Origin of the sequence: Nocardiopsis dassonvillei subsp. dassonvillei DSM 43111, from assembly GCF_000092985.1 — a bacterium.
Lineage (GTDB): Bacteria > Actinomycetota > Actinomycetes > Streptosporangiales > Streptosporangiaceae > Nocardiopsis > Nocardiopsis dassonvillei.
Genome location: NC_014210.1, coordinates 1,443,533 through 1,467,948, shown reverse-complemented (window position 1 = coordinate 1,467,948; position 24,416 = coordinate 1,443,533). Strand labels below are relative to the sequence as shown.

16 protein-coding genes, 1 tRNA gene and 1 pseudogene are annotated in these 24,416 nt (G+C 73.2%); 7 read left to right on the top strand and 11 right to left on the bottom strand.

Annotated elements, in window-relative coordinates; all coding sequences use genetic code 11:
• Positions 1-119 precede the first annotated feature (119 nt).
• From NDAS_RS06020 to NDAS_RS05995, 6 genes and pseudogenes are all read left to right on the top strand, one after another.
• Positions 120-3,011, top strand: coding sequence for a hypothetical protein (locus tag NDAS_RS06020; protein ID WP_013152251.1), 2,892 nt, complete (start codon positions 120-122; stop codon positions 3,009-3,011).
• Positions 3,012-3,043: 32 nt separating this feature from the next.
• Positions 3,044-6,394 (top strand): hypothetical protein, encoded by a 3,351-nt coding sequence (locus tag NDAS_RS28475; protein WP_013152250.1) that lies wholly within the window; start codon positions 3,044-3,046, stop codon positions 6,392-6,394.
• Positions 6,294-6,632: a YbaB/EbfC family nucleoid-associated protein gene (locus tag NDAS_RS06010; RefSeq protein ID WP_071621734.1), complete on the top strand. Its 339-nt coding sequence runs from the start codon at positions 6,294-6,296 to the stop codon at positions 6,630-6,632. Before NDAS_RS28475 ends, NDAS_RS06010 begins: the two co-directional genes overlap by 101 nt.
• A 47-nt stretch (positions 6,633-6,679) precedes the next feature.
• On the top strand, positions 6,680-7,030 hold the full coding sequence (locus NDAS_RS06005; RefSeq protein ID WP_013152248.1) for a hypothetical protein: 351 nt from the start codon (positions 6,680-6,682) through the stop codon (positions 7,028-7,030).
• Between the two features lie 72 nt (positions 7,031-7,102).
• Entirely contained in the window at positions 7,103-8,782 is a 1,680-nt protein-coding gene (locus NDAS_RS06000) for a hypothetical protein (RefSeq protein ID WP_013152247.1), read from the top strand.
• Between the two features lie 67 nt (positions 8,783-8,849).
• A pseudogene (locus tag NDAS_RS05995) lies at positions 8,850-12,157 on the top strand (right-handed parallel beta-helix repeat-containing protein).
• 134 nt (positions 12,158-12,291) lie between these two features.
• On the opposite strand, the gene NDAS_RS05990 reads toward NDAS_RS05995, so the two are convergent.
• On the bottom strand, positions 12,292-13,140 hold the full coding sequence (locus NDAS_RS05990) for a SigB/SigF/SigG family RNA polymerase sigma factor (RefSeq protein WP_049800357.1): 849 nt from the start codon (positions 13,138-13,140) through the stop codon (positions 12,292-12,294).
• Positions 13,141-13,730: 590 nt separating this feature from the next.
• Positions 13,731-14,297 carry a type I-E CRISPR-associated protein Cas6/Cse3/CasE gene (locus tag NDAS_RS05985; RefSeq protein ID WP_013152245.1) on the bottom strand — a complete coding sequence of 189 codons (567 nt, stop codon included), beginning with the start codon at positions 14,295-14,297 and terminating at the stop codon, positions 13,731-13,733.
• A 388-nt stretch (positions 14,298-14,685) separates the two neighbouring features.
• On the opposite strand from NDAS_RS05985, the gene NDAS_RS05980 reads away from it, so the two are divergent.
• Positions 14,686-15,234, top strand: coding sequence for a hypothetical protein (locus NDAS_RS05980; RefSeq protein WP_013152244.1), 549 nt, complete (start codon positions 14,686-14,688; stop codon positions 15,232-15,234).
• A gap of 42 nt (positions 15,235-15,276) precedes the next feature.
• Here the strand turns inward: NDAS_RS05980 and NDAS_RS05975 are convergent, their stop codons facing one another.
• The 9 genes from NDAS_RS05975 to NDAS_RS05935 form a co-directional block, all read right to left on the bottom strand.
• Complete coding sequence (locus NDAS_RS05975) at positions 15,277-16,296, bottom strand: LysR substrate-binding domain-containing protein (RefSeq protein WP_013152243.1); 1,020 nt, start codon at positions 16,294-16,296, stop codon at positions 15,277-15,279.
• 16 nt (positions 16,297-16,312) lie between these two features.
• Positions 16,313-17,182 carry an HpcH/HpaI aldolase/citrate lyase family protein gene (locus NDAS_RS05970; protein WP_013152242.1) on the bottom strand — a complete coding sequence of 290 codons (870 nt, stop codon included), beginning with the start codon at positions 17,180-17,182 and terminating at the stop codon, positions 16,313-16,315.
• Positions 17,182-18,357 carry a CaiB/BaiF CoA transferase family protein gene (locus NDAS_RS05965; RefSeq protein WP_013152241.1) on the bottom strand — a complete coding sequence of 392 codons (1,176 nt, stop codon included), beginning with the start codon at positions 18,355-18,357 and terminating at the stop codon, positions 17,182-17,184. Before NDAS_RS05965 ends, NDAS_RS05970 begins: the two co-directional genes overlap by 1 nt.
• Positions 18,358-18,490: 133 nt before the next feature.
• The gene (locus tag NDAS_RS05960; protein WP_013152240.1) at positions 18,491-19,921 is read right to left on the bottom strand and encodes a GntP family permease; all 1,431 of its coding nucleotides are present in this window, start codon (positions 19,919-19,921) and stop codon (positions 18,491-18,493) included.
• A gap of 581 nt (positions 19,922-20,502) precedes the next feature.
• Positions 20,503-20,576, bottom strand: a tRNA-Pro gene (locus tag NDAS_RS05955).
• 448 nt (positions 20,577-21,024) lie between these two features.
• Entirely contained in the window at positions 21,025-22,323 is a 1,299-nt protein-coding gene (locus tag NDAS_RS05950) for an erythromycin esterase family protein (RefSeq protein ID WP_013152239.1), read from the bottom strand.
• Positions 22,320-22,979 (bottom strand): dienelactone hydrolase family protein, encoded by a 660-nt coding sequence (locus NDAS_RS05945; RefSeq protein ID WP_013152238.1) that lies wholly within the window; start codon positions 22,977-22,979, stop codon positions 22,320-22,322. The genes NDAS_RS05950 and NDAS_RS05945 overlap by 4 nt, the downstream gene beginning before the upstream one ends.
• Before the next feature lie 84 nt (positions 22,980-23,063).
• Positions 23,064-23,768 carry a phosphoribosyltransferase gene (locus tag NDAS_RS05940; RefSeq protein WP_013152237.1) on the bottom strand — a complete coding sequence of 235 codons (705 nt, stop codon included), beginning with the start codon at positions 23,766-23,768 and terminating at the stop codon, positions 23,064-23,066.
• 139 nt (positions 23,769-23,907) lie between these two features.
• Complete coding sequence (locus tag NDAS_RS05935) at positions 23,908-24,273, bottom strand: VOC family protein (RefSeq protein WP_013152236.1); 366 nt, start codon at positions 24,271-24,273, stop codon at positions 23,908-23,910.
• Positions 24,274-24,416: the final 143 nt, after the last annotated feature.

Below are 24,416 nucleotides of genomic sequence, written 5' to 3'. Positions count from 1 at the left end.
GGCGGGCGTCCCACCACTCCCCTCGCGGCCGCCCGCCCCGCTTCGCCTCACCCCATCCCCCGCCACCCCGACACAACCCAGACGAACTGCCGCCCTACGGGCGGTGAGGAGGTCCTGACGTGGAGTCCCCCCTCTTCGACTTCCGTGCTGCCCTCTCCGGGGAGGAGCCGGATCCGACCGAGACCGAGGAGGCCACCACCCTCCAGGAGCAGACCACCAACACGAACCGGTCGGAGTCCGCCCCGATCAGCGTGGACCTGACCAGCGGCCTGCTCATGCTCCGGCACGCCGGCTCCTCGGTCGAGGTGGACACCGCCACCCGGGAGGCGGTGCTCGACCCGGGCGACTCCGAGGTGAGCGTCGGCGACGACGGCGTGATGCTGTTCGGCACGCAGCAGACCGGGGACACCGGCTCCCCGCACGTACTCGCCGACCAGGGGGTCGCGCGGGTCGTCACGGTGTCCGCGCCCGAGTCCGGGGACGTCTCCGGACTGGAGCCCCACACGGAGAGCCGGTTCGAACCCGCGCACCCGGGAACACCGGCGCTCCCGGTCGAACCGGCGGCCAGGTCCGTCGGGGTGCCCGCCAACGCGGAGCCGGTCCCCGAGGGCGAGACCACGGAGCCCGTACCGCTGGAGCCCATGCTCGTCGCGGAGCCGCTCCAGCGCATGGAACCGATGCAGCCGCTGGAACCGGTGATCCCCGCCGAGCCGGCGATCCTCGCCGAGCCCGCCCAGCGGGTGGAGGCGGCGGAGCCCCTGGTGGGCAGGGAGGCCGAGCAGGGTGAGCTGCTGGAGCCGCTGACCCCCGTGGACACCGAGAACACGAAGGTGGTCTCCGGCGTGGAGCCCATCTCCGCCGACGCAGACGACCCCGCTCTCGGCGAGACCGGCTCCGAGATCCCCGGGGCTCCGGTCGTGACCCTGGACCCCGAGACGGGGGTCACCACCGTCGAGGCGGGCGAGCTGAAGTTCGTCCTGGACTCGGACGAGGGCACGATCAGCATCGAGCCCGGAGACAGGAACGTTCCCCTCGACCCCGAGGCGGCACCGGTCACCGTCGAGGCCGGACACCTGGGCCTGACCATCGACCCGGCCAAGGGGACCGTCGGGATCGAGACGGGCGGTTCCGGTGAGGGCGGGGAGAACCTGCCGACCACGATCGAGATCGGCGACCTGAAGCTCACCCTGGACCCCGAGACGGGCGAGGTCTCCCTCGACCCCGGCAGCGGGGACGTGGAGGTCGATCCCGAGACCGGTCTGATCACCGTGTCCGAGGACCTCGACGGCGAGGAGGGCTCCGGCGACGAGGACAGCGACGACCGCCCCGGCGCAGACCAACCCGGCCAAGACGAAGAGAACGACCGCCCCGGCAGCGACGGACCCGGCCAGGACCAAGCCTCCGACCACGACCGCCCCGGCGCAGACCAACCCGGCCAAGACGAGGAGAACGACCGCCCCGGCAGCGACGGACCCGGCCAGGACCAAGCCTCCGACCACGACCGCCCCGGCGCAGACCAACCCGGCCAAGACGAAGAGAACGACCGCCCCGGCAGCGACGGACCCGGCGAGGACGAGGCCTCAGAGGACGACCAGTCCGCAGGCGACGGACCCGGCACACCCGGCCAAGACGACTCCTCCAACCACGACCACACCGGCGGAGACCACACCGGCCAGGACGAAGCCTCCGAAGACGACCACTCCACAGGCAACGGACCCGGCACACCCGGCCAAGACGAAGAGAACGACCGCCCCGGCAGCGACGGACCCGGCCAGGACCAGGCCTCCGACCACGACCGCCCCGGCGCAGACCAACCCGGCCAAGACGAAGAGAACGACCGCCCCGGCGGTGACGGACCCGGCCAGGACCAGGCCTCCGACCACGACCGCCCCGGCGCAGACCAACCCGGCCAAGACGATGAGCAGGACTCCCCCGAACACGTGGAGAGCCACCGCCCCGGCGCGAACGACCCGGGCAGCGGCGGGACTCCGGGAGTGCCCGGGGGCACTCCCCCGCCCACGGTCGCGGCGGGGACCCACCGGGACGACCACATCACCGGCGGAGACGACGACTCAGACACCGCCGGGGACGACAGCGGTCCTGAGCACCTGGATCCGACCGTCTCGTTCGACCCCTCGGTCGTGGACACCTCCGAAACGCCCGACGAGGAGACCGGGGGCGGTGAGGACACTTCCGGGAGCGGCGGTGAAGAGGGACCCGGCAACGAGGAGGACACTGCCGGGGACGAAGAGGACACCGAGGGCGACGACGAAGAGGACGGCGAGGACACCGCCGGGGACGAAGAGGACTCCGAAGGAGACGACGAAGAGGACGGCGAGGACACCGAGGACACCGAGGACACCGAGGACGACGAGGACGACGAGGACGACGAGGACGACGAGGACGACGACGAGGACGACGACGAGGACGACGACGAGGACGACGAGGAGGACGGCGAGGGAGACGAGGACGACGAGGAGGGCGACGGCGAGGACACCGGCACCGGGGACAGCGGAAGCGGCGACGAGGGTGCGGGCTCCGGCACTGGTGACAAGGGCACCAAGATCGACCTCGACCGGATCAGGGATTTCCGCTCGAAGATCGTGGAGCCCCTCCAGAAGGACCTCAACATCCTGGTCACCGAACTCTCCGTGTACGAAGGGGTGGCCGAAAGCGGTTACCAGCGGCTCGGAGACCCCGGCATCCTCGAAGAGGCCGGGCGGCTCACGAGCAAGATCGACAGTTCGATGAGCGGGATCTACGACTTCATCTACGGCCTGAACCAGGAACTGATCGAGATCGACCGCAGGCTCTCGGAGAACCTCATCGTCTTCGCCAACCTGGAGGACGAGCAGAACCTCACCGCCCAGGAAGTCCACAACCTGATCTATTCGAGCCAGAGCGGTTCGGGTGGCTCGGGCGGCTCGGGCGGCTCGGGCGGCTCGGGCGGCTCGGGTGGTTCCGGTAACGGTAACGGTAACGGCCAGGACGAGGACAGCAGCGAAACCTAGTCCACGAACGCGATCCGCAGAGGGAGGGGACCATGCCAGAACCAGAGATCAAGTACGAAGACCTGCCGGACAAGCCGCTGCACGAGCTCATGAACATCTTCGCCGGCACCGACGGCGACTACAAACCGATGGAGAGCATCGACACGGTCACCAAGGACCCCTGGGTCGCGGACGGGCGCTACCACTTCCATGAGACCACCAATCCTTTCACCGGCTTCTCCTGGAACTACGGCGGCCACGAGATGGACCGCTGGTGGAGTTACAGGGAGTACTACACGGCGTACACGACCGGGTACGGCGGCGGCAGCTACCCCTATGAGACCTACGGCATCGACTACGCCGGCTACACCATGCAGAAGCACCTGTGGGGCGAGAAGACCCTCAGCGACGGCAAGGAGGACCTGCACACAGACGACACCCCTCCCCCGCAGGACGGGTTCCGGCAGCAGCTGAGCAACCTGGCGCACCTGGCCGACTACGGGAACAACCAGCTGACGTCCGAGAACTGGGACCTCACCCGGCTGCAGAAGACCATCGACAGCCTGGGCACGCTCTACGACACACTGACTCCCTACATCGACGGTGAGGGAGGCAGTCTGAACAAGCTGTGGCAGGAGATCGACGTCCCCGACGGAGCCATGCAGGGCTCGGCCGCCGCGGCGTACAAGTACCGCCTCCAGGACATGGCGTACCGGATGACCTCCGTGCACATGGAGCTCCCCGAGTTCAAGGCGGAGCTGGAGCGGGTCAAGACGGTCCTGACGTTCGCCACAGCCGTCCTCGCCTACACGGTGGACCAGGCCCTCAACACCAGGGGAGGGCGCGTCCAGGAGGTACTCGACGACTGGTACTTCTACACCTCCGCGGGGACGGAGGAGTTCAACCCGGAGCGGGACCAGTTCCAGGTCACGATCGCCTATCCCGAGGAGACCGGCGGGGACAAACTAACCGGTATCCCCGGCGATCCGCCGACCCAGGACAACATCAACAACGTGCTCTACCAGAGGTTCCGCAACCACTACGAGGGCGTCTACGAGGCCGCCAACCAGGTGCGCGACCTCATGGCGCACACCTACACGCAGGCGCACGCCACCATACCGGTCATCGTGGACCCCGCTCCGCTCCCGCCGCCGACCCCCGAGACCGGTGGCGGCGGCAACGGACCCGGCGGCGAGAACCCCTTCGGAGACTGGGAGATTGACAACCCCTTCGGAGACTGGGAAATCGACAACCCCTTCGGAGACTGGGACAACGAGGGAGGCGGTCCGCCCCCGCCGCCGCCACCGCCCCCGCCGCCACCGCAGCTCCCGTACAACGGCCCCGGAACCGGTGGTCAGGGCCCCGGAAACGAAGAGTTCCTGCCCCCGCCGCCTCCGCCGAACCTCGGGCTCAACGGGCCCGGCACAGGCAACCCCGAGGGCCTGGGCGGTCCGCCACCTCCCACCCCGGACCTGGGCCTCAACGGGCCCGGCTTCGATCAGCTGGGCAACAACAGCCTCGTGCCCCCGCCGCCTCCCAACGACCTGGGCCTCAACGGCCCCGGCTTGGGCCAGGGGGGCAACAACGGTTCCTTCGTGCCCCCGCCGCCTCCCAACGACCTGGGCCTCAACGGCCCCGGCTTGGGCCAGGGGGGCAACAACGGTTCCTTCGTGCCCCCACCGCCCCCCAACGACCTCGGCCTCAACGGCCCCGGCTTCGGCAGCGGCGGAGGCAACGACCCCGGCACGAACGGGCCCTTCATCCCGCCGCCTCCGCCTCCGAACCTCGGCCTCAACGGCCCGGGAAGCGGCCGCGGGGGCTACAACGGCTCCCTGGAACGCGATCCGGCGACGGGGCTCCCGATCAACCCCGAGACCGGCCAACCCTTCCCCGTCGACCCCGAGACCGGACTGCCCTACAACCCCGACACCGGGCTGCCCATCAACTACGACCCCGAGACCGGGCGGGCCCTGCCCATCGACCCCGTCACCGGAGAACCGGTCCCCATCGGGGAGAGGGGCAGCTCCCTGGAGTTCGACCCGGCCACAGGGCTCCCGATCAACCCCGAGACCGGCCAACCCTTCCCCGTCGACCCCGAGACCGGACTGCCCTACAACCCCGACACCGGGCTGCCCATCAACTACGACCCCGAGACCGGGCAGGCCCTGCCCATCGACCCCGTCACCGGGCTGCCCATCAACTACGACCCCCAGACCGGGCAGGCCCTGCCCATCGACCCCGTCACCGGAGAACCGGTCCCCATCGGGGAGAGGGGCAGCTCCCTGGAGTTCGACCCGGCCACAGGGCTCCCGATCAACCCCGAGACCGGCCAACCCTTCCCCGTCGACCCCGAGACCGGACTGCCCTACAACCCCGAGACCGAACTGCCCATCAACTACGACCCCGAGACCGGGCAGGTCCTGCCCATCGACCCCGTCACCGGGCAGCCGGTCGGTATCGACCCGGTCACCGGGCTGCCCACCGACTACGACTACGGGTTGCAGCCGCCCCTGCCGCCGCCCGACCTCGGCCTCAACGGCCCAGGCACCTCCGACGACTACGACTACGGGCTGCGGCCGCCGCCGCTGCCGGAGGACCTGGGCCTCAACGGCCCGGGGTCGGGCAGCGACGTACCGATCAACCCGATCACCGGCGAGCCCTACGTCATCGACCCCATGACCGGTCGGCCCTACCCGATCAACCCCGAGACCGGGGAGCCGATCAGGAGCAACTACACGGGCCCGGGACAGGAGCCCCCGGACGTCCTGCCGCCGCCGCTGGCCCCCGACGACCGCGGCCTCAACTACGGCGGTCTCAGCCCGAGCCCCTACTCCAGCGACGGACCCGGCGCTCCGGACAGCTCCGACCGCTCCTCGCTGTTCGCCAACCCCGACGGCACCCAGTACCCGGCGGGCGGCCCCCAGGGGACCTCCGGCGGACCGGGCACTCCGGGCGGCGCCGGCGGGCTCGGCGGCGTGGGAGGGCTGGGCGGCCAGCCCGGCGCGGGCACCGGCGGCGCGGGCGCCGGAGTCGGCGGCATGGGAGGCATGGGCGGCATGCCGATGATGCCCCCCATGATGGGCGGCGGCATGGGCGGTGGCGGTGGCGGCGGCGACAACAACCGCGACCGCCAGCGCTCCACCTGGCTCTCCGAGGACGAGAAGGTCTGGGGAACCACCGCCGACGCGCAGAGATCCGCACTGGGACGCCCCGTACCCGGTCAGAGCAAGAAGGGAGCCACCCGGCATGAGTTCGCAGATGCAACGCCAGATGGAAGAGGAACTGGCACAGCTTCACAAGACGATGGGCCTGCTGGCGGACGCAAGCGCAAACCTGGAGGCGGCAACCGAAGAGGTCGTGGCCAAGAACAGGCTCGTGGGCGCGAAGGTGAACGCGACGGGTGAGCTGGTCGAGCTGAAGTTCCACACCCAGGCCTACCGGGACATGGCCCCCACCGAGCTGGCCGCCGCCATCACCGAGGTGGTCAACAAGGCGCGGAGCCAGATGGCCGAGCGCGTCTCGAAGGCCTACAGCCCCTTCATGCCGGACGTGACGAGCGCGGAGGAGGTCATGAGCGGCGAGCTGGACCCGCTCAAGCTGCTCGACCGGCTGGGCATCCCCTCCGAGAACCCGCGGCACTAGGCGCCCCGCGCCGCACCCGCGGTTGAGGACCACGAGAGGAGACGGACATGACGACCGGCGGCGACTTCTTCGCCGACCTCGACGGCATGGACAGGAACAGCTGGAGCGTCAACGACGCGGCCGAGTACGCCCGTGAACTCCAGCAGTGGCTGAGCAGCGAGCTGGACGCCCTGGGCCCCCTCTGGGGCGAGGGCGACAAGTTCGCCGACGACATGGACAAGTCCCTGGGCGTGCTCAAGACCTCCATCGACGAGTACCTGGGGTTCCTGGTCATCGCGGCGGAGGACACCAGCGCCATCCTCGGCGGCACCAAGGAGAAGTTCGGCCGCTCCGAGGAGGACAACATCAACACCGTCCCGGACATAGACGGCACGAACGGGACCGGGGGACGCCGGTGACCCCCGACCCCACCCCCGCCTCCCCGTGCGGCCGCTCCCGCGGCCGCACGGGCCCCCCGAGAAGGAGTTCCGATGGCTGAGAGCGCGCAGGCTCGCGGCGAGGCCGAGGGCCGCCCCGCACCGGCGCCCGACTTCCGGTCCGCGCTCGGCGGAGGAGCCGACGGCACGGTCTCCGACGGTTCCGCGGGCTCCGCGGCGCGCGTCGCGCCCGCGCCCCCGTCCGGAGCGGTCGAGGGGGCGGGGGCGGGCGGGGCGGTGCCCGGCCCGCGGATCAGCGGTGCCCTGCACGAGCCCGCCGCTCCCCAGGCCCCCGAGGTGGCCCTGGACCGTCCGGGCAAGCCCGTCCTGGCGGGCGCGGCCATCGCGGGCCTGCTGCTGGTCGCCGCCCCCTTCGCCATGACGGCGGGGGTTCCCGGGGTCACCCTGGACACGACGCCGCTCGCCTCGGGCGCGGGCGGCGCGGACGGCACCGGCGGCCAGACCTCGGGCACCGCCGAGTCGGGCGCCTCGGCCGGCGGCGAGTCCGGGGCCGTCGCGGCTCCGGCCGACGCGGGCGCCGCGCCCGCGGCCCAGCAGGGCGGCGCGCCCCAGGAGACCGGCTATGTCCCCGAGGTGGTCGGGGACGGGGCCTCGGCCCCGACGATGCCCGACCCGGGCAACGCCGCCGCCGGCGGGGGGAACCCCGTGCAGACCGCCCCCGCCGCGCAGGAGGTCCCGGACACGGCGGCCGCCGGTGCACCGGAGTCCGGGGGCGGCGCCGGCGAGGCGACCGCAGCCGGGGAGCCCGGCGCGGAGAGCGCCGGGGAGCCGGACGCCGGGAACGCCGCCGGAGAGCCGGGGACCGAGGGAGCCGCGGCCGGGGACGGTGACACGGCCGCCGGTCCCTCCGCCGGCGAGGAAGGCGCGGACCAGACGGCCGGGGAGGACACGGCGGCCGCGGGAGACGAGGGCGCCGGGACCTCCGGGGAGGGGGAGACCGAGGGAGCCGCGGCCGGGGAGAGTGCCGGGAACGGCGACACCGGCACCGGCGACACCGGCACAGCCCCGGAGGAGATGAACGCCCCCCTCGCCGACACCACCGGCACCGGGGACACCGCCCGTGAGAGCGGGGCCGCCGGGAACGGCGACACCGCGGGCGGCGGCTCGGCGCCCGCCGACGCTCCGGCCTCGGAGGGCGGGGGCTCGGTCCTGGCGGACTCGGGCGCGCTGACGGCGGCCTCGGAGCCCGAACCCTTCCTCGCCGTCGCGGGGCCGGGCTGCCAGGCCTCCCCCGGCGCCTCCTACACCAACGAGGGGCGCTGGGACAGCGCGGAGGGCACCGCCAGTTGGGCCACACGGCCCGGCGGGTACGCTCAGGAGGGCTGTGACGGCGGCTACGAGGCCCTTCCCGTCTCGGGCGACCCGGAACAGGGCAACGGGCAGTACGCCACCTGGACCTTCACCCCCGGGGAGGCGGGGGTCGCGTGCGAGCTCTACGTCCACGTGCCCGACGACGAGAGCCCGCTGTGGATCTCCCCCGGGGAGGCGAAGTACCAGCTCTTCTCCGGTCCCGCGGCCGAGGGGTCGCCCGTGGCGGTCTTCGGGATCGACCAGGCGGGGATCCGGGGCGGCTGGGTCCAGGTGACCGGGTTCACCTCCCCCACGGAGGAGTTCACCGTCCAGCTCACCAACGCGGGGACCGACGCCCTCGCGGACCAGGAGCACGCCAGCTCGCACGTGGCCGCCTCGGCGGTGCGCGCGTCCTGCTCCTGACCCCACCCCCGGCGGGGCGGCTCCGGCCGCCCCGCCACCGCCCCTCCCCCGACTTAGGAAGACACCGATGACCAGGCAGCTCCTCACCGTCGACGCCGACGCTCAGGACGGGCACGCGACGATCACCGAGGCGGTCGAGGCCGCTGACAGCGGCGCCCTCATCACCATCGCCCCCGGTCGCTACGAGGAGAGCCTCGTCCTGCGCGACGTGGTCACCCTGATGGCCCGCGACGGCCTGGGCAGCGTGGAGATCACCACCGCCAGCGGCTGTGCCGTGGTCTCGGGCGCCGAGGCGGTCAAGCTGTCGGGTCTGGTCCTGCGCGGCCGCCACGCCGACTACCCCGCGGTGGACATCCCCCTCGGGCAGCTGGAGATGGCCGACTGCGAGGTGGAGGGCGCCTCGTGGACCGCGGTGTCGGTGCGCGGCGAGGGCGCGCTCGCCATGCGCGACAGCCGCGTCACCTGCTCGGCGGGGGCGGGTGTGGTGATCACCTCCTCGGGACCGAGCGTCATCGAGGACTGCGTGGTCGAGGAGGTCGACACCAGCGCCGTGGTCATCGGCGAGCAGGCCCGCCCCACCATCCGCTCCTGCGTGCTGCGCGACGCCGGGGGCAACGGGGTGTTCGCCAGCGGGCAGTCCGGGGGCACGATCCGCGACTGCGAGATCTCGGGGACCAAGAAGCCCGCGGTGGCGCTGGAGGAGGGGTCGGCCACCTCGCTGCTGGGCGCGCGCGTGCACGACGTCGAGGGCGACGGGCTGGTGGTCTCCAGCAGGTCGCGCCCGCTGGTCGAGGACTGCGTGTTCGAGGACGTGGGCGGACGCGGCGTCGTCGTGCACAACGGGTCGGACCCGCAGGTGGCGCGGGTGCGCGTGGCCCGTACCAAGGGCGTGGCCATCCACCTGTCCGGCCGGGCGCGCGGGACCTTCACCGAGTGCGAGGTGGAGGAGTCGGAGGGTAACGCCGTGCTCGCCGAGGAGCGCGCCTCCACCGCCTTCCTCGGCCTGGTCGTGCGCGGCGGACAGGGGCTGAGCCTGGGCGGCGACAGCGTCGTGGAGTTCGACCGCGGACTGGTCAGCGAGACCGCCGGTCCCGGCGTGGTCGTCGAGCAGTGCGCCCCGTTCCTGCGCGCGACCGCGATCACCGGGACCAGGAGCCAGGGCGTGGTGTTCGGCAGGGGCGGGCGCGGACGCCTGGAGGACGTGACGCTGGAGCGCACCGGCAAGAGCGCGGTGTCGGTGGAGGAGGGCGGCGCGCCCCTGCTGACCGGCGTGCAGGTCTCCGGGAGCCGCGACGCCGGGATCTCGGTGGGTTCGGGCGGGTCCGCCGACGTGCGCGACTGCGACGTGTCCGCGTGCACGGGCGACGGCATCGCCGTGCGGGCCGGGGGCAAGGCGACGGTGCTGCGCACCCGGGTCTACAACGGCCGCCGCAACGGCGTGCTGGTGGCGGCCAAGGCGAGCGCCACGCTGCGCCGGTGCGAGGTGTTCGGCAACGGCGCCGACGGCATCCTCGTGCACTCCGCCGAGGACGTGGCGGTGGAGGACTGCTCGGTGCGCGACAACGGCCGCTCCGGGCTGCGCCAGACCGTGGCCAGCCAGAGCATGCGCACGGAGGAGCTGCTCAGCCGCGGCAACGGGGCCCCGGACGCCTTCGGTGACCTGGCGGGCGCGCCCGTTCCGATGCCGGAGGCCCCCCTCCCCGAGGAGGGGGACGAGGAGGCCGAGGAGGTCGGCCCCATGATGGAGCTGGACCGGCTGGTGGGTCTGTCCGGGGTCAAGCACGAGGTCAAGACGCTCGTCACCCGCAACCAGATGGCCCAGCGCCGGGCGGAGATGGGTCTGCCCACACCGCCCATGAGCCGCCACCTGGTCTTCGGCGGCGCGCCCGGTACGGGCAAGACCACCGTGGCGCGGCTGTACGGGCAGATCCTCGCCGAACTGGACGTGCTGCGCTACGGGCACGTGGTGGAGGTGGCCCGCGCCGACCTGGTCTCGCAGTACGTGGGCGGCACGGCGATCAAGACCACCGAGGTGTTCGAGCGGGCCAAGGGCGGCGTGCTGTTCGTCGACGAGGCCTACACGCTGGCCAACGGCAGCGAGGGCGGCGGCAGCGGCCCCGACTTCGGCCGGGAGGCCATCGACACCCTGGTCAAGCTCATGGAGGACCACCGCGACGAGGTCGTGGTGATCGTCGCGGGCTACACCGAGGAGATGCAGAGCTTCCTCGACACCAACCCCGGCCTGGCCTCCCGGTTCAGCCGGACCATCGAGTTCACCAACTACTCGCCGGAGGAGCTGACGCAGATCGTGCGCAACATGTGCGTCTCGCACAGCTACCGGATGGCCGAGGAGACCGAGGCGGCCCTGCTCGCCCACTTCGAGCGGGTGCCCAAGGGCCCGGCGTTCGGCAACGGCCGCGAGGCCCGCAAGCTGTTCGAGGAGATGATCGACCGCCAGGCGTTCCGGCTGGGCGGGAGCATCCCCGACAGCCCGGACTCGCTCACCCTCCTGCTGCCCGAGGACCTCGGGGAGGCGGCGGAGGAGGAGCAGCTCGGCGGCACGGCGGACGCGATCGCGGCCCTGCGCGGGGAGCTCAACGCCATGGTGGGCCTGGCCAGCGTCAAGGAGACCGTCAACGACCTGGCCAACCTGCTGCTGATGTCGCAGCAGCGGCGCGCCATGGGGCTCCAGGTGGCGCCGATGAGCCACCACCTGGTGTTCGCCGGTCCCCCGGTACCGGTAAGACGACCGTGGCCCGTCTGTACGGCAAGCTCCTGCACGCCCTGGGGGTGCTGCGCAGCGACCACGTGGTGGAGGCGGCCCGGTCGGACCTGGTCGGGCGCTACGTCGGGCACACCGCCCAACTGACCGCCGAGGTGTTCGAGCGGGCCAAGGGCGGCGTGCTGTTCGTGGACGAGGCCTACTCGCTGGCGCCGCGCGGAGCGGGCAACGACTTCGGACAGGAGGCCATCGACACCCTGGTCAAGCTCATGGAGGACCACCGCGACGAGGCGGTGGTCATCGTCGCCGGGTACACCAACGAGATGCAGCGCTTCCTGGACTCCAACCCCGGTCTGGCCTCGCGGTTCAACCACCAGGTGGAGTTCCCCGACTACAGCGACGACGAGCTGGTCACCATCGTCGAGCGGATGGCGAAGGGGTCGGGCTACACCTGCGGCGAGCAGACGACGGCGGCCCTGCGCGAGCACTTCTCGGGGGTGGTCCGCGACGTCAACTTCGGCAACGCCCGCTACGCGCGCCAGGTGCTGGAGCGGATGATCACCCGTCAGGCGGGCCGCCTGGTCAACGGCGTCCAGAACGCCACCCGGGAGGACTTCACCACCCTGCTGCCCGAGGACATCCCGGCCCGCTGACCCCGCGGCCCGGGCGGGCGGCGGGACGCTCGGCACACGGCGGGCGCCGTGCCGTGGGCGGGGCGGAGGGCCGGGGGCTCCCTCCCGGAGGACGCCATGGGGGCCGTCCTCCGGGAGGGAGCCCGGTCACGGACTCAGCCGTGGCCGGGCGCGTGCCCGCCGACCTCCTCGCGCAGCTGTTCCAGCACCCCCGACAGCAGCCGGGACACGTGCATCTGGGAGTACCCCAACCGGTCCGCGATCTCGGACTGGGTGTGGTCCCCGAAGAACCGCAGCCGCAGGATCTCCCGCTCGCGGGCGGGCAGGCGCGCCAGCGCGGGCTTGAGCGACTCGCGCTCCACCACCCGGTCCAGCGCCGCGTCCTCACAGCCCAGGTGGTCCTCCAGGCGCGTGCCCTCCTGCCCCTCGGAATCGGAGGAGTCGGGCGCGTCCAGGGACAGCGACCGGTAGGACTCCGAGACCTGGATGAGCTCGCCGACCTCGGCCTCGGGCAGCCCCATCTCCTCGGAGAGTTCGTGGACCGTGGGCGTGCGCGCGTGGGCCTGCTGGAACTCCCCCGTCACCCGGCGCAGCTTCACCCGGTTCTCCTGGTGGCGGCGCGGCACCCGCACCGCCCAGGTGTGGTCGCGGAAGTGCCGCTTGATCTCCCCCGTCACCGTGGGCAGCAGGTAGGAGATGAAGGGCTTGCCGCGGGCCGGGTCGTAACCGCGCACGGCCTTGACCAACCCCACCATCGCGGTCTGCTTCAGGTCCTCCAGCGGCTCGCCGCGCCCCCCGTAGCGGCGCGCGATCTTGTTGATCAACGGCTGGTAGAGCACGACCACCCGCTCGCGCAGCTCGTCGGCCCTGGGGTCGTCTTCAGCGAGCTCACGCAGCTGGGAGATCAGCTCCTCGGGGCGGACCTCCCCGGTCTCCCGGACCTCTCCGGTCCCCGTGTCCTCGGGGACGGTGTCCTCGACCGGCCTGCGCGGTCTGGGGATCACGGGCAACCGGTCGGTGACGGTCGTTGACGTGTGTGTTTCGTTGAGAGACGTGGACAAGAGGAAACCCCCCGGTGCTCTGTCCTGTGTGCTCATGTACCTGCCTGGGCAGGACACCGGCGGCGCGATCCCGCGCGCGACCCGCGGGGCCGGTGGCCCTGTGGCTGGCGGGACAGCCGCGATGCACAGACTAGGTTCCCTCAGGAACGGCTTCAAAAGCCGCGAATACAAATTTTTCTACAATAAGACAATTATCTTGCAAAAAGCGACAAATTGCCTCAACTTCGACACGGGACGCCTTTTCGTCCCGTGGCCCCTCTCCCGGTGCTCCCGAGGCACCACGACCGGCTCCCCCGCCGAGGGGACCCGCGTCGGTCGGATACACAGTCGCACGGTTCCGGGCTCCGGACGCGAACCGACACGTGCGCGAGAGCCCCGGAGCGCCCGCCCCGGCACCGGGGTGGGCGGCGGACCGGGGTCGCGGGCGCCGCCGGAAGGGCCTGCGGACCGGGGTTCCGCGGGACCCGGGGGCACCGGTTCCGGGCGCCCGGGCCCGGCGGAGTCGGGGGGAGGGACGCCTAGGGAGCCCGGGCCTACCTCGGTGTCAGCGGGCTGGCGAGGAGCAGCCCGGCCCCCGTGGCCGTGCCCGCGCCGACACCGCCCAGGCACAGTTCCTGGAGCGCCTCGCTGTCACGCACCACGGCCTCGCCGGTGAAGTGGTACCGCGCGGGCCTGCCGCCCAGGTGCTTCCACCGCACCGAGGTGACGTCCAGCGCGCCCGAGAACTTGACGTCCAGCCAGCCCTCGAACTCCTCCTCCGGAAGGGGGGCCCGCTTGCCGCGCGGGCGCGCCCCCTCACCGGCGGCCCCGGCTCCGCGCGGCGCGGTGGGCGCCGTGATGAGCTCCCAGCGGACGGTCTCGCCCTCGGAGTAGCGCGGCATCGGGTGGATCGCGGCGGAGGTCGCGCCGGGGACCTTGCCCCAGGCTGGGGCGGTGTCGGAGCTGACCACCAGCGTGCTCGGCGAGGTGCGCGCCCACAGCACGCGGGCGTCGGACTCGGGGTCGGGATCGACCGCTCTGCGCACGGCCTGCCCCATGACCGCCCACTGGTCCATCCGGGCGCTGCGCTTGGGGTCGAGGTTGATGCGGGACAGGTACAAGGAGTTCCCCTCCGGGGCGTCCCCGCCGGGGCGGGGGTCGGTGTTCGTGTTCGGTCGCGGGCCGTCGAGGATCGCCTCCGCCCGGAACGGAGTTCCCACTGTACGAGGCGCCGGACCCCGGGTCGGACCGTCCCACGGCGCCGTCGTCGGGCATGGCTAGAGTACGCACCATGCACGAACACGGCGCCTTGCCTCCCCAGGGCCCCGCCCTCCCCGGCAGCCCCGTCACCAGGCGCCTCCCCCCGGCCACCAGCCTCCCGCCGGGCAGCGGCAGGCCCACCCCCTCCCCGGCCAGACGCCCGTCCAGCGGCCTCCGGCCGAAAAGGGCTCCGTCGGACGGACCCTCGCCTGGATCGGCTGCGGCTGCGGCACGCTCCTCCTCCTGGCCGTGGCGGGCGCCGGATTCGGCGGAGCGTACTACCTCGGCTGGTTCGGCCCGGAGGACGTCCACTCCGCTCCCCAGAGCCCGTGCGACGTCCTGGACACCGAAGCCGCGAGCGGGATCGCCGGGAACGGCGAGGACCTGGAGGTCTACGAGGCGGACCACTCCTACGCCTACGGCGCCGAGGGCCTGGAGTGCGTCGTCTCCCCCGGGTACGGGGCCGCGTCCGGGCACGAGGTGGACCTGCGCACCATCGTCTTCACCAGTCGGGTGGACGGGATCCGCAAGGAGAACGGCGAGGAGGCCGCCAGGACCTACTTCTACTCCAACCGTCCGGAGTCCGACGGCTCCGGGACCGCGACCTGCCCGGACGGCAGGGCCCCGCTCAGCGGGACCCGGAACGGCTCCGGGCACGCCCTGTACCGCCTGGACAACCTCGTCGTGGAGGTCGAGGTGCTGCCCGCGGGCTCCGGGGCCGAGGAGTCCCTCAACGAGGCGGACCGCACCCAGGCGGCCGTGGACCTGCTCTGCGACGCCCTCTCCCGCGTGGAGTGAGGCGGGTCGGCCGACGCGGACCGGCGGCCCGCACACCCCCGGTCAGGGTCGGCCGGCACGCGGTTCGGTCCGGGCCGCCGGGCGGATGCCCGGCCAGGCCCCCTGCTCGGCGAGCCGGGTCGTCACCTGCACGATGCCGTGCCGGACGACGGACACCGCGTCCCGCGGCTCGTAGTAGTCCGAACCGGCGCACACCGCGATGTGGCGTTCGATCACGGGGTCCACGACCCGCCGCACCATGAGGTCGGGGGTACTGCGCAGCGCCTCGACGCTGGACAGCGGGAGCAGGGCGCAGGCCTCGCCGCTCTCGGCGATGCGCACCATCGTGCCCAGGGACTCCACGTCGGCGGCGATCACGGGCGCCGCGCCGTGTTCGGTGAAGACGCGGTCGATGAGCACGCGCAGGTTGCTGCGCGCCCCGGGGGCTACCAGCGGCACCCGGAGCATGTCGGCCAGGCTGATGTCCCCGTACGCCGCGGTGTCGGCGGCGGCCGCGCCCGTCCCGGCGGACCCGGCGGCCCGGCCGCCCCGGGGTGGCTCCTCGGCGTCCGAGCGCCCGACCAGGTACAGCTCCTCGGAGTACAGCGGCGTCTCGGCCGGCCGGGGCGCCGCGTCGTCGCGGTAGAGGACGGCCAGGTCCATCCGCCCGACCGTGAGCAGCTCCTGGATGTATCCGCTCACCGACTCGAACAGCCGCAGGCGGACCCCCGGGTAGTGCCGTTTCGTCCAGGAGAACAGCGCCGGGGCGAGGTGGACGGCGGCCGCGGTGGGCAGGCCGACGGCCACCGGTCCGCGGATGGCCCGGGGCTCCTTGGCCACGTCCTCGGCGATCTGGTCGAACCGGCGGATGAGCTGCTGGGCGTCCCGGTACAGGGTCCGCCCCGCCGGTGTGGGCACCACCCCGCGGGGGCCGCGCTGCACGAGCCGCACGCCCAGTTCGCTCTCCAGCTGCTTCATCCGCTGGCTGACCGCCGGCTGCGAGACGAACAGCACCGAAGCGGCGCGGGTGAAGCTCCCGCTGTCGATGACCGCGATGAAGTCCCGCAACTGGGCGATGTCCACTGGCTGTCCCCTCGGCCTACACGGTCCGGTCCCTCCCCTCGGCGCGCCGCAGCAGTCGGCGGGCGCGTTCCACGACCGGTCGGTCGATCATCTCACCACCGCGCTGAACAGCGCCCCCGTCTCCCGCGGCGAGTACCCCGCGCGCCCATTCCAGCTCGGCGGCGTCGGGGGCGAAGGCGGCGTCCACGGGCGCGACCTGGGCGGGGTGCACGCACAGCTTGCCGCCGAACCCCCAGCGGCGGGCGCGGGCGGCGTCCCGTGCCGCGGCCGTGCCGTCGCGCACGTCCGTGGTGACGCCCTCGACCGGCGGCGGCAGCGAGCACGCCGCCGACCAGCGCACCAGGTCGCTCCGCGACGGGTCGAGCGCGGCGTCGTCGGCGGTGCCCAGGTCCAGGGCCAGGTCGATCCCGCCGAACAGCAGCCGGACCGTCTCGGGACGGCTCGCGATCCGTGAGAGCCCCACCAGACCGCGGGCGGACTCGATCAGCGGCAGTACCGGCGCCCCGCTCGCCTCGGCCGCGGCCCGCACGTCGTCGCCGGACTCGGCCTTGGGCAGGACGACGGCGTCCGGCCCCAGCTCGCGGCACAGCCGCGCGTCGGCGGCGAACTCCGCGGTGGTGCGCGCGTTGACGCGCACGGCCACGGCGGGCGCGCCGCCGGAGAGGGGACGGGAATCGACGACGCTCGGCCACCCGGCCCGCAGCGCTTCGCGCGCGGCGTCCTTGCCGTCGGCCGGGACGGCGTCCTCCAGGTCGATGATGACGGCGTCGGCGCCGCTGCGCACCGCCTTGGCGAACCGGTCGGGACGGGACGCGGGCACGAACAGCCAGGTGACGGCCGACGTGAGCGCGTCCGCGTGCGCGGCGGCGTCAGTCCGCGGCGCCATCAGACCACCCCGCCCGACCGCAGCTCGCCGGTCTCCTCGGCCGTCATCCCCAGTTCGCCGAGGATGGCGTCGGTGTGCTCGCCGAGGTCGGGGACCGGGTCCATGCGGGGGGCCGGGTCGCGCGGGCCGGGCGGCGCGAGCGCCGGGACCCGACCCGTCGGCGTGTCCACCTCGTGCCAGCGCCCGCGCGCGGCGAGCTGCGGGTGGTTCCACACGTCGGCGAGGCTGTTCACCCGGGCGTAGGCGACCGGGACGTCGGCGAGCAGGGAGGTGGCCTCGTCGCCGTCCAGCTCGGCGAAGCGCCGGTCGATGACGGCCTTGAGCGTGTCGCGGTTGGCGCTGCGGGCGGCGTTGGTGGCGTAGGCGGGGTCCTCGGCGAACGCGGGGCGCTCCAGGAAGCGCTCGCAGAACGCGCGCCATTCGCGCTCGTTCTGGATCGCCATCAGGACCACCTGCTCATCGCGCGCGACGAAGGGGCCGTAGGGGTAGATCGTGGCGTGCGCCGCGCCGGCGCGCGCCGGCGGCTCCTGGCCGTCGTAGGTGTAGTAGAGCGGGAAGCCCATCCACTCGGCGGTGGCCTCCAGCATCGACACGTCCAGGTGGGCGCCCTTCCCGGTGCGCGCGCGTTCGAGCAGCGCGCCCAGGATCGAACTGTAGGCGTACATGCCCGCGGCGATGTCGGAGACCGAGATGCCGACCTTGGCCATCTCCTCGCCGCTGCCCGTCACCGACAGCAGCCCCGACTCACTCTGCACCAGCAGGTCGTAGGCCTTCATCGTCTCGTAGGGGCCGGGGGAACCGTAGCCGGAGATGTCGCAGACGATGAGCCCGGGGTGCCGCGCGTGCAGCTCGGCGGCGCCCAGCCCGGCGCGGGCCGCGGCCCCTGGCGCCAGGTTCTGGATGAAGACGTCGGCGCGGGCCAGCAGCCGGCGCAGCACCTCGTTGCCGCGCGGGTCCTTGATGTCCAGCGTCAGGGACTCCTTGTTGCGGTTGACCCACACGAAGTGCGAGCTCATGCCGTTGACGCGGGAGTCGTAGCCGCGGGCGAAGTCGCCCGTGCCGGGGCGCTCGACCTTGATGACGCGGGCGCCCATGTCGGCCAGGTGGCGGCTGGCGTAGGGAGCGGCGATGGCCTGCTCCAGGGACACGACGGTTACACCGCGAAGCGGCTGCATGGTTTCTCTCCTGCGTGTGTGTGAGGGTCGGGCGCGCCACGGGTGCGGGGGGTGCCGGGAGCCGCGTCCCCCCGGCCGCCGCGTGCGCGACGGCCCGGAGGGACGGTGGCCGCGGCTCGCGGCGGTGTCCCTGCTAGACGACGAGGCTGATGCCCACGACGATGACCAGCGAGACCACCGAGGCCAGCGAGGTCACGAAGGTCAGCGCCTTGAGCGTGCCCCGGGTGGTCACACCGAGCAGCGACTGGAACATCCAGAAGAAGTTGCTGTTCACGTGGAGCGCGAACAGGGCGCCCGCGCCGATGGACAGCCCCAGGACCGCGGGCGGCAGGTCCAGGCTGCCCATGATCGGGGCGAGGATGCCCGCGGCCGCGATGGCGGCGACGGAGATCGAGCCGATGGCCACGTGCAGCACGGCCGCCACCAGCCAGGCCAGCAGCACCGCGACGAGCGCCGGTGTGCCCGCGTCGGCCGAGAACAGGCCGCCCAGGACCCCTTCGAGCGCCGTCTCGCCGATCACCGCGCCCAGCGAACCGCCCACGCCGGTGACCAGCAGGATCTGCCCGGTGGTGTTGAGTCCCTCGCCCAGCGCGTCGTTGGTGCGCTCGTTGCCCAGCACGCCCCGCGACAGCAGGTAGGCGCCGACCAGGCCGACGAAGAGCGCCAGCACCGGGTCGCCGAAGAAGGCGATCACGGGAGACGTCACGCCCGCGGCCTCGGCGATCGCCCCGGCGGCGATCATGACCAGCGGGACGAGGATGGGCAGCAGGGAGACGTAGAGCGGCGGGGTCCGCGGCGCCGTCTCGGCGACCTTCGCCGTGCCGTCGTCGCCGCCGTCACTGACGCCGCCGCTGCCGCCGGACGCGGCGCCCACGGGTTGCGCGGCGCCGGCGGACTCGTGGGCGCCGACCGCCACCGGGGCGGCCTCGTCCTTGTCCGGGTTCCAGAACCCGACCTTCAGCAGGAGGCCGTAGAGGAACACGGTGAGCACCGCCGTGGCCAGTCCGACACCGAAGCCGTAGAGCAGCATCGTGCCGAGCGGGACGCCCAGCAGACCGGCGATCGACACGGTTCCCAGACCGGGGATCACGAACACGTAGCCGACGAGGATGCCGGTGCTGAGCGCGCCGCCCATCATGCCGACGCCGTTGCGGCCCAGGCCGGGCGCGGCGGAGCGGGCCAGCGGGGCGGCGAGCACGAGCTGCACGTCCACGTAGATGGACGGGAAGATCGTGCTCAGCACGGAGGCGAGCGCGTAGGGGAGCCGTCTGGGACCGAGCAGTCTCAGCAGCAGCTCCACCAGTTTCTGCAGGGCGCCCATGCGGAACAGCAGCGATCCCAACAGGACGCCGAATCCGATGAGCAGCCCGACTTCGGTCATGATGTCGCCGAAGCCCTGGGCGATGGTCGAGATGGTCTTCTCGAACCCCAGCCCGGCCGCGAGTCCCAGGTAGATCGACCCGATCACGAGTGCGATCACCGGCTCGACGCGGGCGGCCAGGATCAGCAGCACCACGCCGATAATCGCTATCGCCGTGTGCGCCACGACCAAGGTGTCAGTCATCTGGCTCTTTTCCGTTCAGACCTGATGGGGGGCGGTGTCAGGCTTCGTGTCACTGAGGCGGACCGCGACCGGTCCGGTCTCTCCACCGCCTGAAGCCGCGCGGAAGCGCGGCCGCCTTGGCGGAAACGCTCGCACATCCGCGATGGAGCGGCGTGAGCGGGTCCGCCCCGGCGTGCTACAGGGCCGTATCGCTGGCGCGTTCTCCCGTGGAGAGCCGAAAACGGCGCCGCGCCGCGCGGCGGCGGATGGACGCGTCGCCCTGTGGTCCGCGCCACAGACCAGACCATGCAACACGAAGTCGGTACCGCCGGGTAGGGGCCCGTCTCCATGGGGCTCATAAGCAGCGCTTATACCGGCGCGGCCACCCCGGATGCCGGGCTGTGCCGATGACTCCGGAACGGGCCGCGGCGGTGCTCAGCGCGGCCGAGGACGGCCGGTGGCAGTCCGGTCAACGGCACGGGCGGCGGACGAGAAGCCGCGCGGCGCGGACCGACGTCCCACTCGCCCCGCTCCCACCCCACCGGGAACGCGGAAAGGGGCCCACCTGATGGTGGACCCCTCGCTGACCTGCTATTCCTCTGTCGGGACGGCGGGATTTGAACCCACGACCCCTTGACCCCCAGTCAAGTGCGCTGCCAAACTGCGCTACGTCCCGTCCGCTGCGCGAACGCCGTTCCCGGCGCCGCCAACAGGTGAAACTGTATCGCATCCGGCAGGGCTCTCGAACCGGCTACCGGGCCGCGGACGCCGAACGCGAAGGGCCCGCCCAGGGCACCAGCCCATCGACGGGGTCTCCTCGTCCTCGCCCGTGTGCGCGACCTCCGCTCCGGCGCCCCTGCCCTGTCCGCTGCTCCCCCCGGCCCCGGGGCCGCGCGTCGGGGACGGCGGCGCCGTGTCCGCACGGCCGCACCGTCGGTCGTGTCCGCGGACAACCGGGCAGCGGGCGGAACCCGGACGGCGGGGGCGTCCGGTCCCGCCCGGTGCCCGCCCGGTTCCATGCGCCCGCTCGGAATCCGTGCACGCGGACGAAAAGCCTGCACACGACCGGAATCCGCGCGCGTCAGCGGAGGCATCCGGTCCGGATCAGGGACGGCCCGGCCGGGTCACTGGCCGCTGGGCCAGGTCCCCTCCTCACCCGAGTCCTCCTCGACCTCGTGCAGGGGCGTGAGCGCGCGGGTGCGGTCGACGAACACGAAGGCGTCGTAGCGCTCCCCCAGCACGGTCGGCACGTAGTTGCGCAGCCCGTCGCGTCCGGGGTGGTAGATGACGCCGACGGCGCGGTGCGGCAGGACCTCGCCCGCGAACGGATCGACCGCCCCCTCGCCGGTCAGGAGCAGCAGGCCCGTCTCCCCCTCGAACGACTGGTGCAGCAGCGCCTCCACGCTCCCGTGGCGCGCCGCGGGCACCGGCATCGGTTCGGGGGTCTCCCCCCAGGCCCGGGCGGCCATGACCCGGCCCTCGTAGGTGCCGAAGCCGACGAGGACCACGCCCTCGTCGCCGTGGCGCTCACGCACCAACTGCCCCACGTTGACCATGCCCGAGGCGGCCATGTCGGTGGCGCGCGCGTCGCCGACATGGGTGTTGTGCTCCCACACCACGGCCTTGGCTCCGGGCCCGTGGTACTCCATGAGCCGGTCGAGCGTGTCGGCCATGTGGTGGTCGCGGACGTTCCACGACTCGGGGCCGCCGCGCACCAGCGCCCGGTAGTACTGTTCGGCGTCCGCGAGCACCTCGGCGTTCTGGCGCGCGGCGAACTCGGCCAGGTCCTCGGCGGAGGAGGCCTCCCCCGCCCGCTCGCGCAGCCCGGCCAGCAGGCGCACGACCTCCGCCTCGCAGCTCTCGGGCACCAGCCGCGTCGCGCGGGCGTAGGCCTGGGGGTCCTCTCCGTAGGGCTGGAAGCAGCGGTAGGCGTTCAGAGCCGGTTCCACCTGCTCGGGCATGTTCTCGCGCAGCCACCCCAGCACCGCGTACAGCGACTCCCACAGGCTGTAGACGTCCAGGCCGAAGAACCCGGCGCGCCGCTCCGGCGCGAGCCCCAGGTTGTGTTCGCGCAGCCACCGGGCGAACTCCAGCACCTCGGTGTTGGCCCACATCCACTGCGGCCACCTGCGGAAGCCCTCCAGGATCCGTCTGGGGTCCTCGGGCGCCCCCGGCGCGCCCACGACGCCGCAGTGCAGCTGCTGGAAGTCGGGCCAGTCGCCCTCCACCGCGACGAAGGAGAAGCCCGCCTCGTCGATCAGCCGCCGGGTCAGTTCCGCCCGCCAGCGGTAGAACTCGGCGGTGCCGTGCGAGGCCTCGCCCAGCAGCACGTAGCGCGCGTCGCCGATCCGCTCCAGGAGCGGGTCCAGCGACCTCGGGCCGGACAGCCGCGGGAGGGCGTCCGGGCCGGTCCCGGGGCTCATCGCTCCGCCTCGCCCAGGATGCCCGCGAACCAGCCGGAGGCGGCGTCGGCCACCTCCTCCAGCGCACCCGGTTCCTCGAACAGGTGGGTGGCGCGGGGGACGACGTGGATCCGGTGCGGAGCGCTGAGCCGGTCGGCCGCGTCCTCGTTGAGCCGCAGGACCTCGGTGTCCGCGCCACCGACGATGAGCAGCGTGGGGGCGCGCACGACCTGGAGCGCCTCGGTGCCCGCGAGGTCGGGGCGGCCGCCGCGCGAGACCACCGCGGCGACCAGGTCGGGGCGCTCGGCCGCGGTCCTCAGCGCGGCGGCGGCGCCGGTGCTGGCGCCGAACAGGCCGATGGGCGTCCCCGCGGTGTCCTCGTGTCCGGCCAGCCAGTCCACGGTGCCGATGAGCCGCCGGGTGAGCAGGTCGATGTCGAAGCGCTGCCGCCCGGTCGCGCTGTCGGCGCGCTCCTCCTCCGGGGTGAGCAGGTCCAGCAGGAGCGTGGCGACCCCGACCCGGTTGAGCTCCTCGGCGACGGCCCGGTTGCGCGGGCTGTGGCGTGAGCTCCCGCTGCCGTGCGCGAAGGCCACGACCGCGGTCGCCCCGGGGAACACGGCCAGCCGCCCGTCGAGCAGCGCGTCCGGCGTGCGTACCGTCACGTCGACGGCGGTCATGGTCCTCTCCCTTCGTGGGGGTCGGCCTCCCGTGCGGTGCGCCGACCCGGTGTCGTCCGCCGCGTGCGCGGCGGCCGGTGACGGTCAGGGGCGGCCGGGAGGGCCGTCTCCGGGACCGCCGGAGCCGTGGGAACCCGGGCCGCCGGGTTCTCCGGGCCCTCGGGGAAGCCTCACCAGCAGGCCGCGCACCTCGTCATCGGTGACCTGGGGAAACCTCGCGTACCAGAGGCTGACCGCGCCGAAGTCCGGCGGTGTCTCCAGGCAGACGACCCGGTCGCAGACGCCGGAGAGCGCGCGGACGGCTTCGGGCGCGCCCACGGGGACGGCCAGCGTCAGGGACGCGGGGCGCCGGGTGAGCACCGAGGTCAGCGCCGCCCTGGCGCTCATCCCGGTGGCCAGGCCGTCGTCGACCACCACGACGTCGTATCCGGTGACCTCGGGCTCGGGGTCCTCCCCCCGGTAGGCCAGCAGCCTGCGCCGCGCCTCGGCCTGCTGGGCCCCGACCATCTCGGCCAGGCGTCCCTCGGGGATGCCCAGCAGGTCCAGCGCCCTCTGGTCGAACAGCGCGGGGCCCTCGGCCGTGGTCGCCCCGATCGCCGTCTCCGGGCTGCCGGGGGCGGGGATCTTGCGCGCGACCACGATGTCCAGCGGCACGCCGAGGGCGTCGGCGACGGGCCTGGCCACGGGGACGCCGCCCCGGGGCAGGGCCAGCACGCGCGGGCGCGGTCCCGCCCGCTCCGCCACCGCGCGGGCGAGCCGCTCGCCCGCCTCTCGCCGGTCCCGAAACACGTGTGCCACCTCACCCGGTCGCGTCGTCTGGATCCCGTGGCGCGACGGCCCGCGTCCGCGCGGTTCGGCGGCGCGCCGGCCGTGTGGTGAGCGCTACCCCGGCGCCTTCGGCGCACACATGGCGCGGACCGGGCGCGCGCTACCCGCCCAGGGTGCCGTCGAGGCGCTCGACCACGCAGAACTCGTTGCCCTCGGGGTCGGCCAGGACCGCCAGCAGGTGGCCGTCCTCCTCGTAGGCCGGGCGCAGCACCTCCGCGCCCAGCGCGCGCACCCGCTCGACCTCCGCGTCCAGGTCGTGGACGACCAGGTCCAGGTGCATCCGGTTCTTGCCGGAGCGGGGCTCGGACACCTTCTGGAGGACCAGGTCGGGCCAGCGCCCGCCCGGGTCCTTCAGCGCGAGGTAGACCGGGTGCTGGCCCTCCTCGCGCTCGAAGCCCAGCGCGGCGCACCAGAAGTCGGCGGCGGCATGGAGGTCGTTGGTGTCGAGTACGCAGACCAGGCGCACGTGGCGCTCCCCTCGGTTCGCCGTGCGGCCCGCGGCCGCGGGCCGCACGGCCACCCTACGACGCGGGCCCGCGACTCCGGGAGACCCCGCAGCGCCGGTGCGGAACGCCGGGGTCGGCAGTCGCCGCGACGACGCGAAGCCCG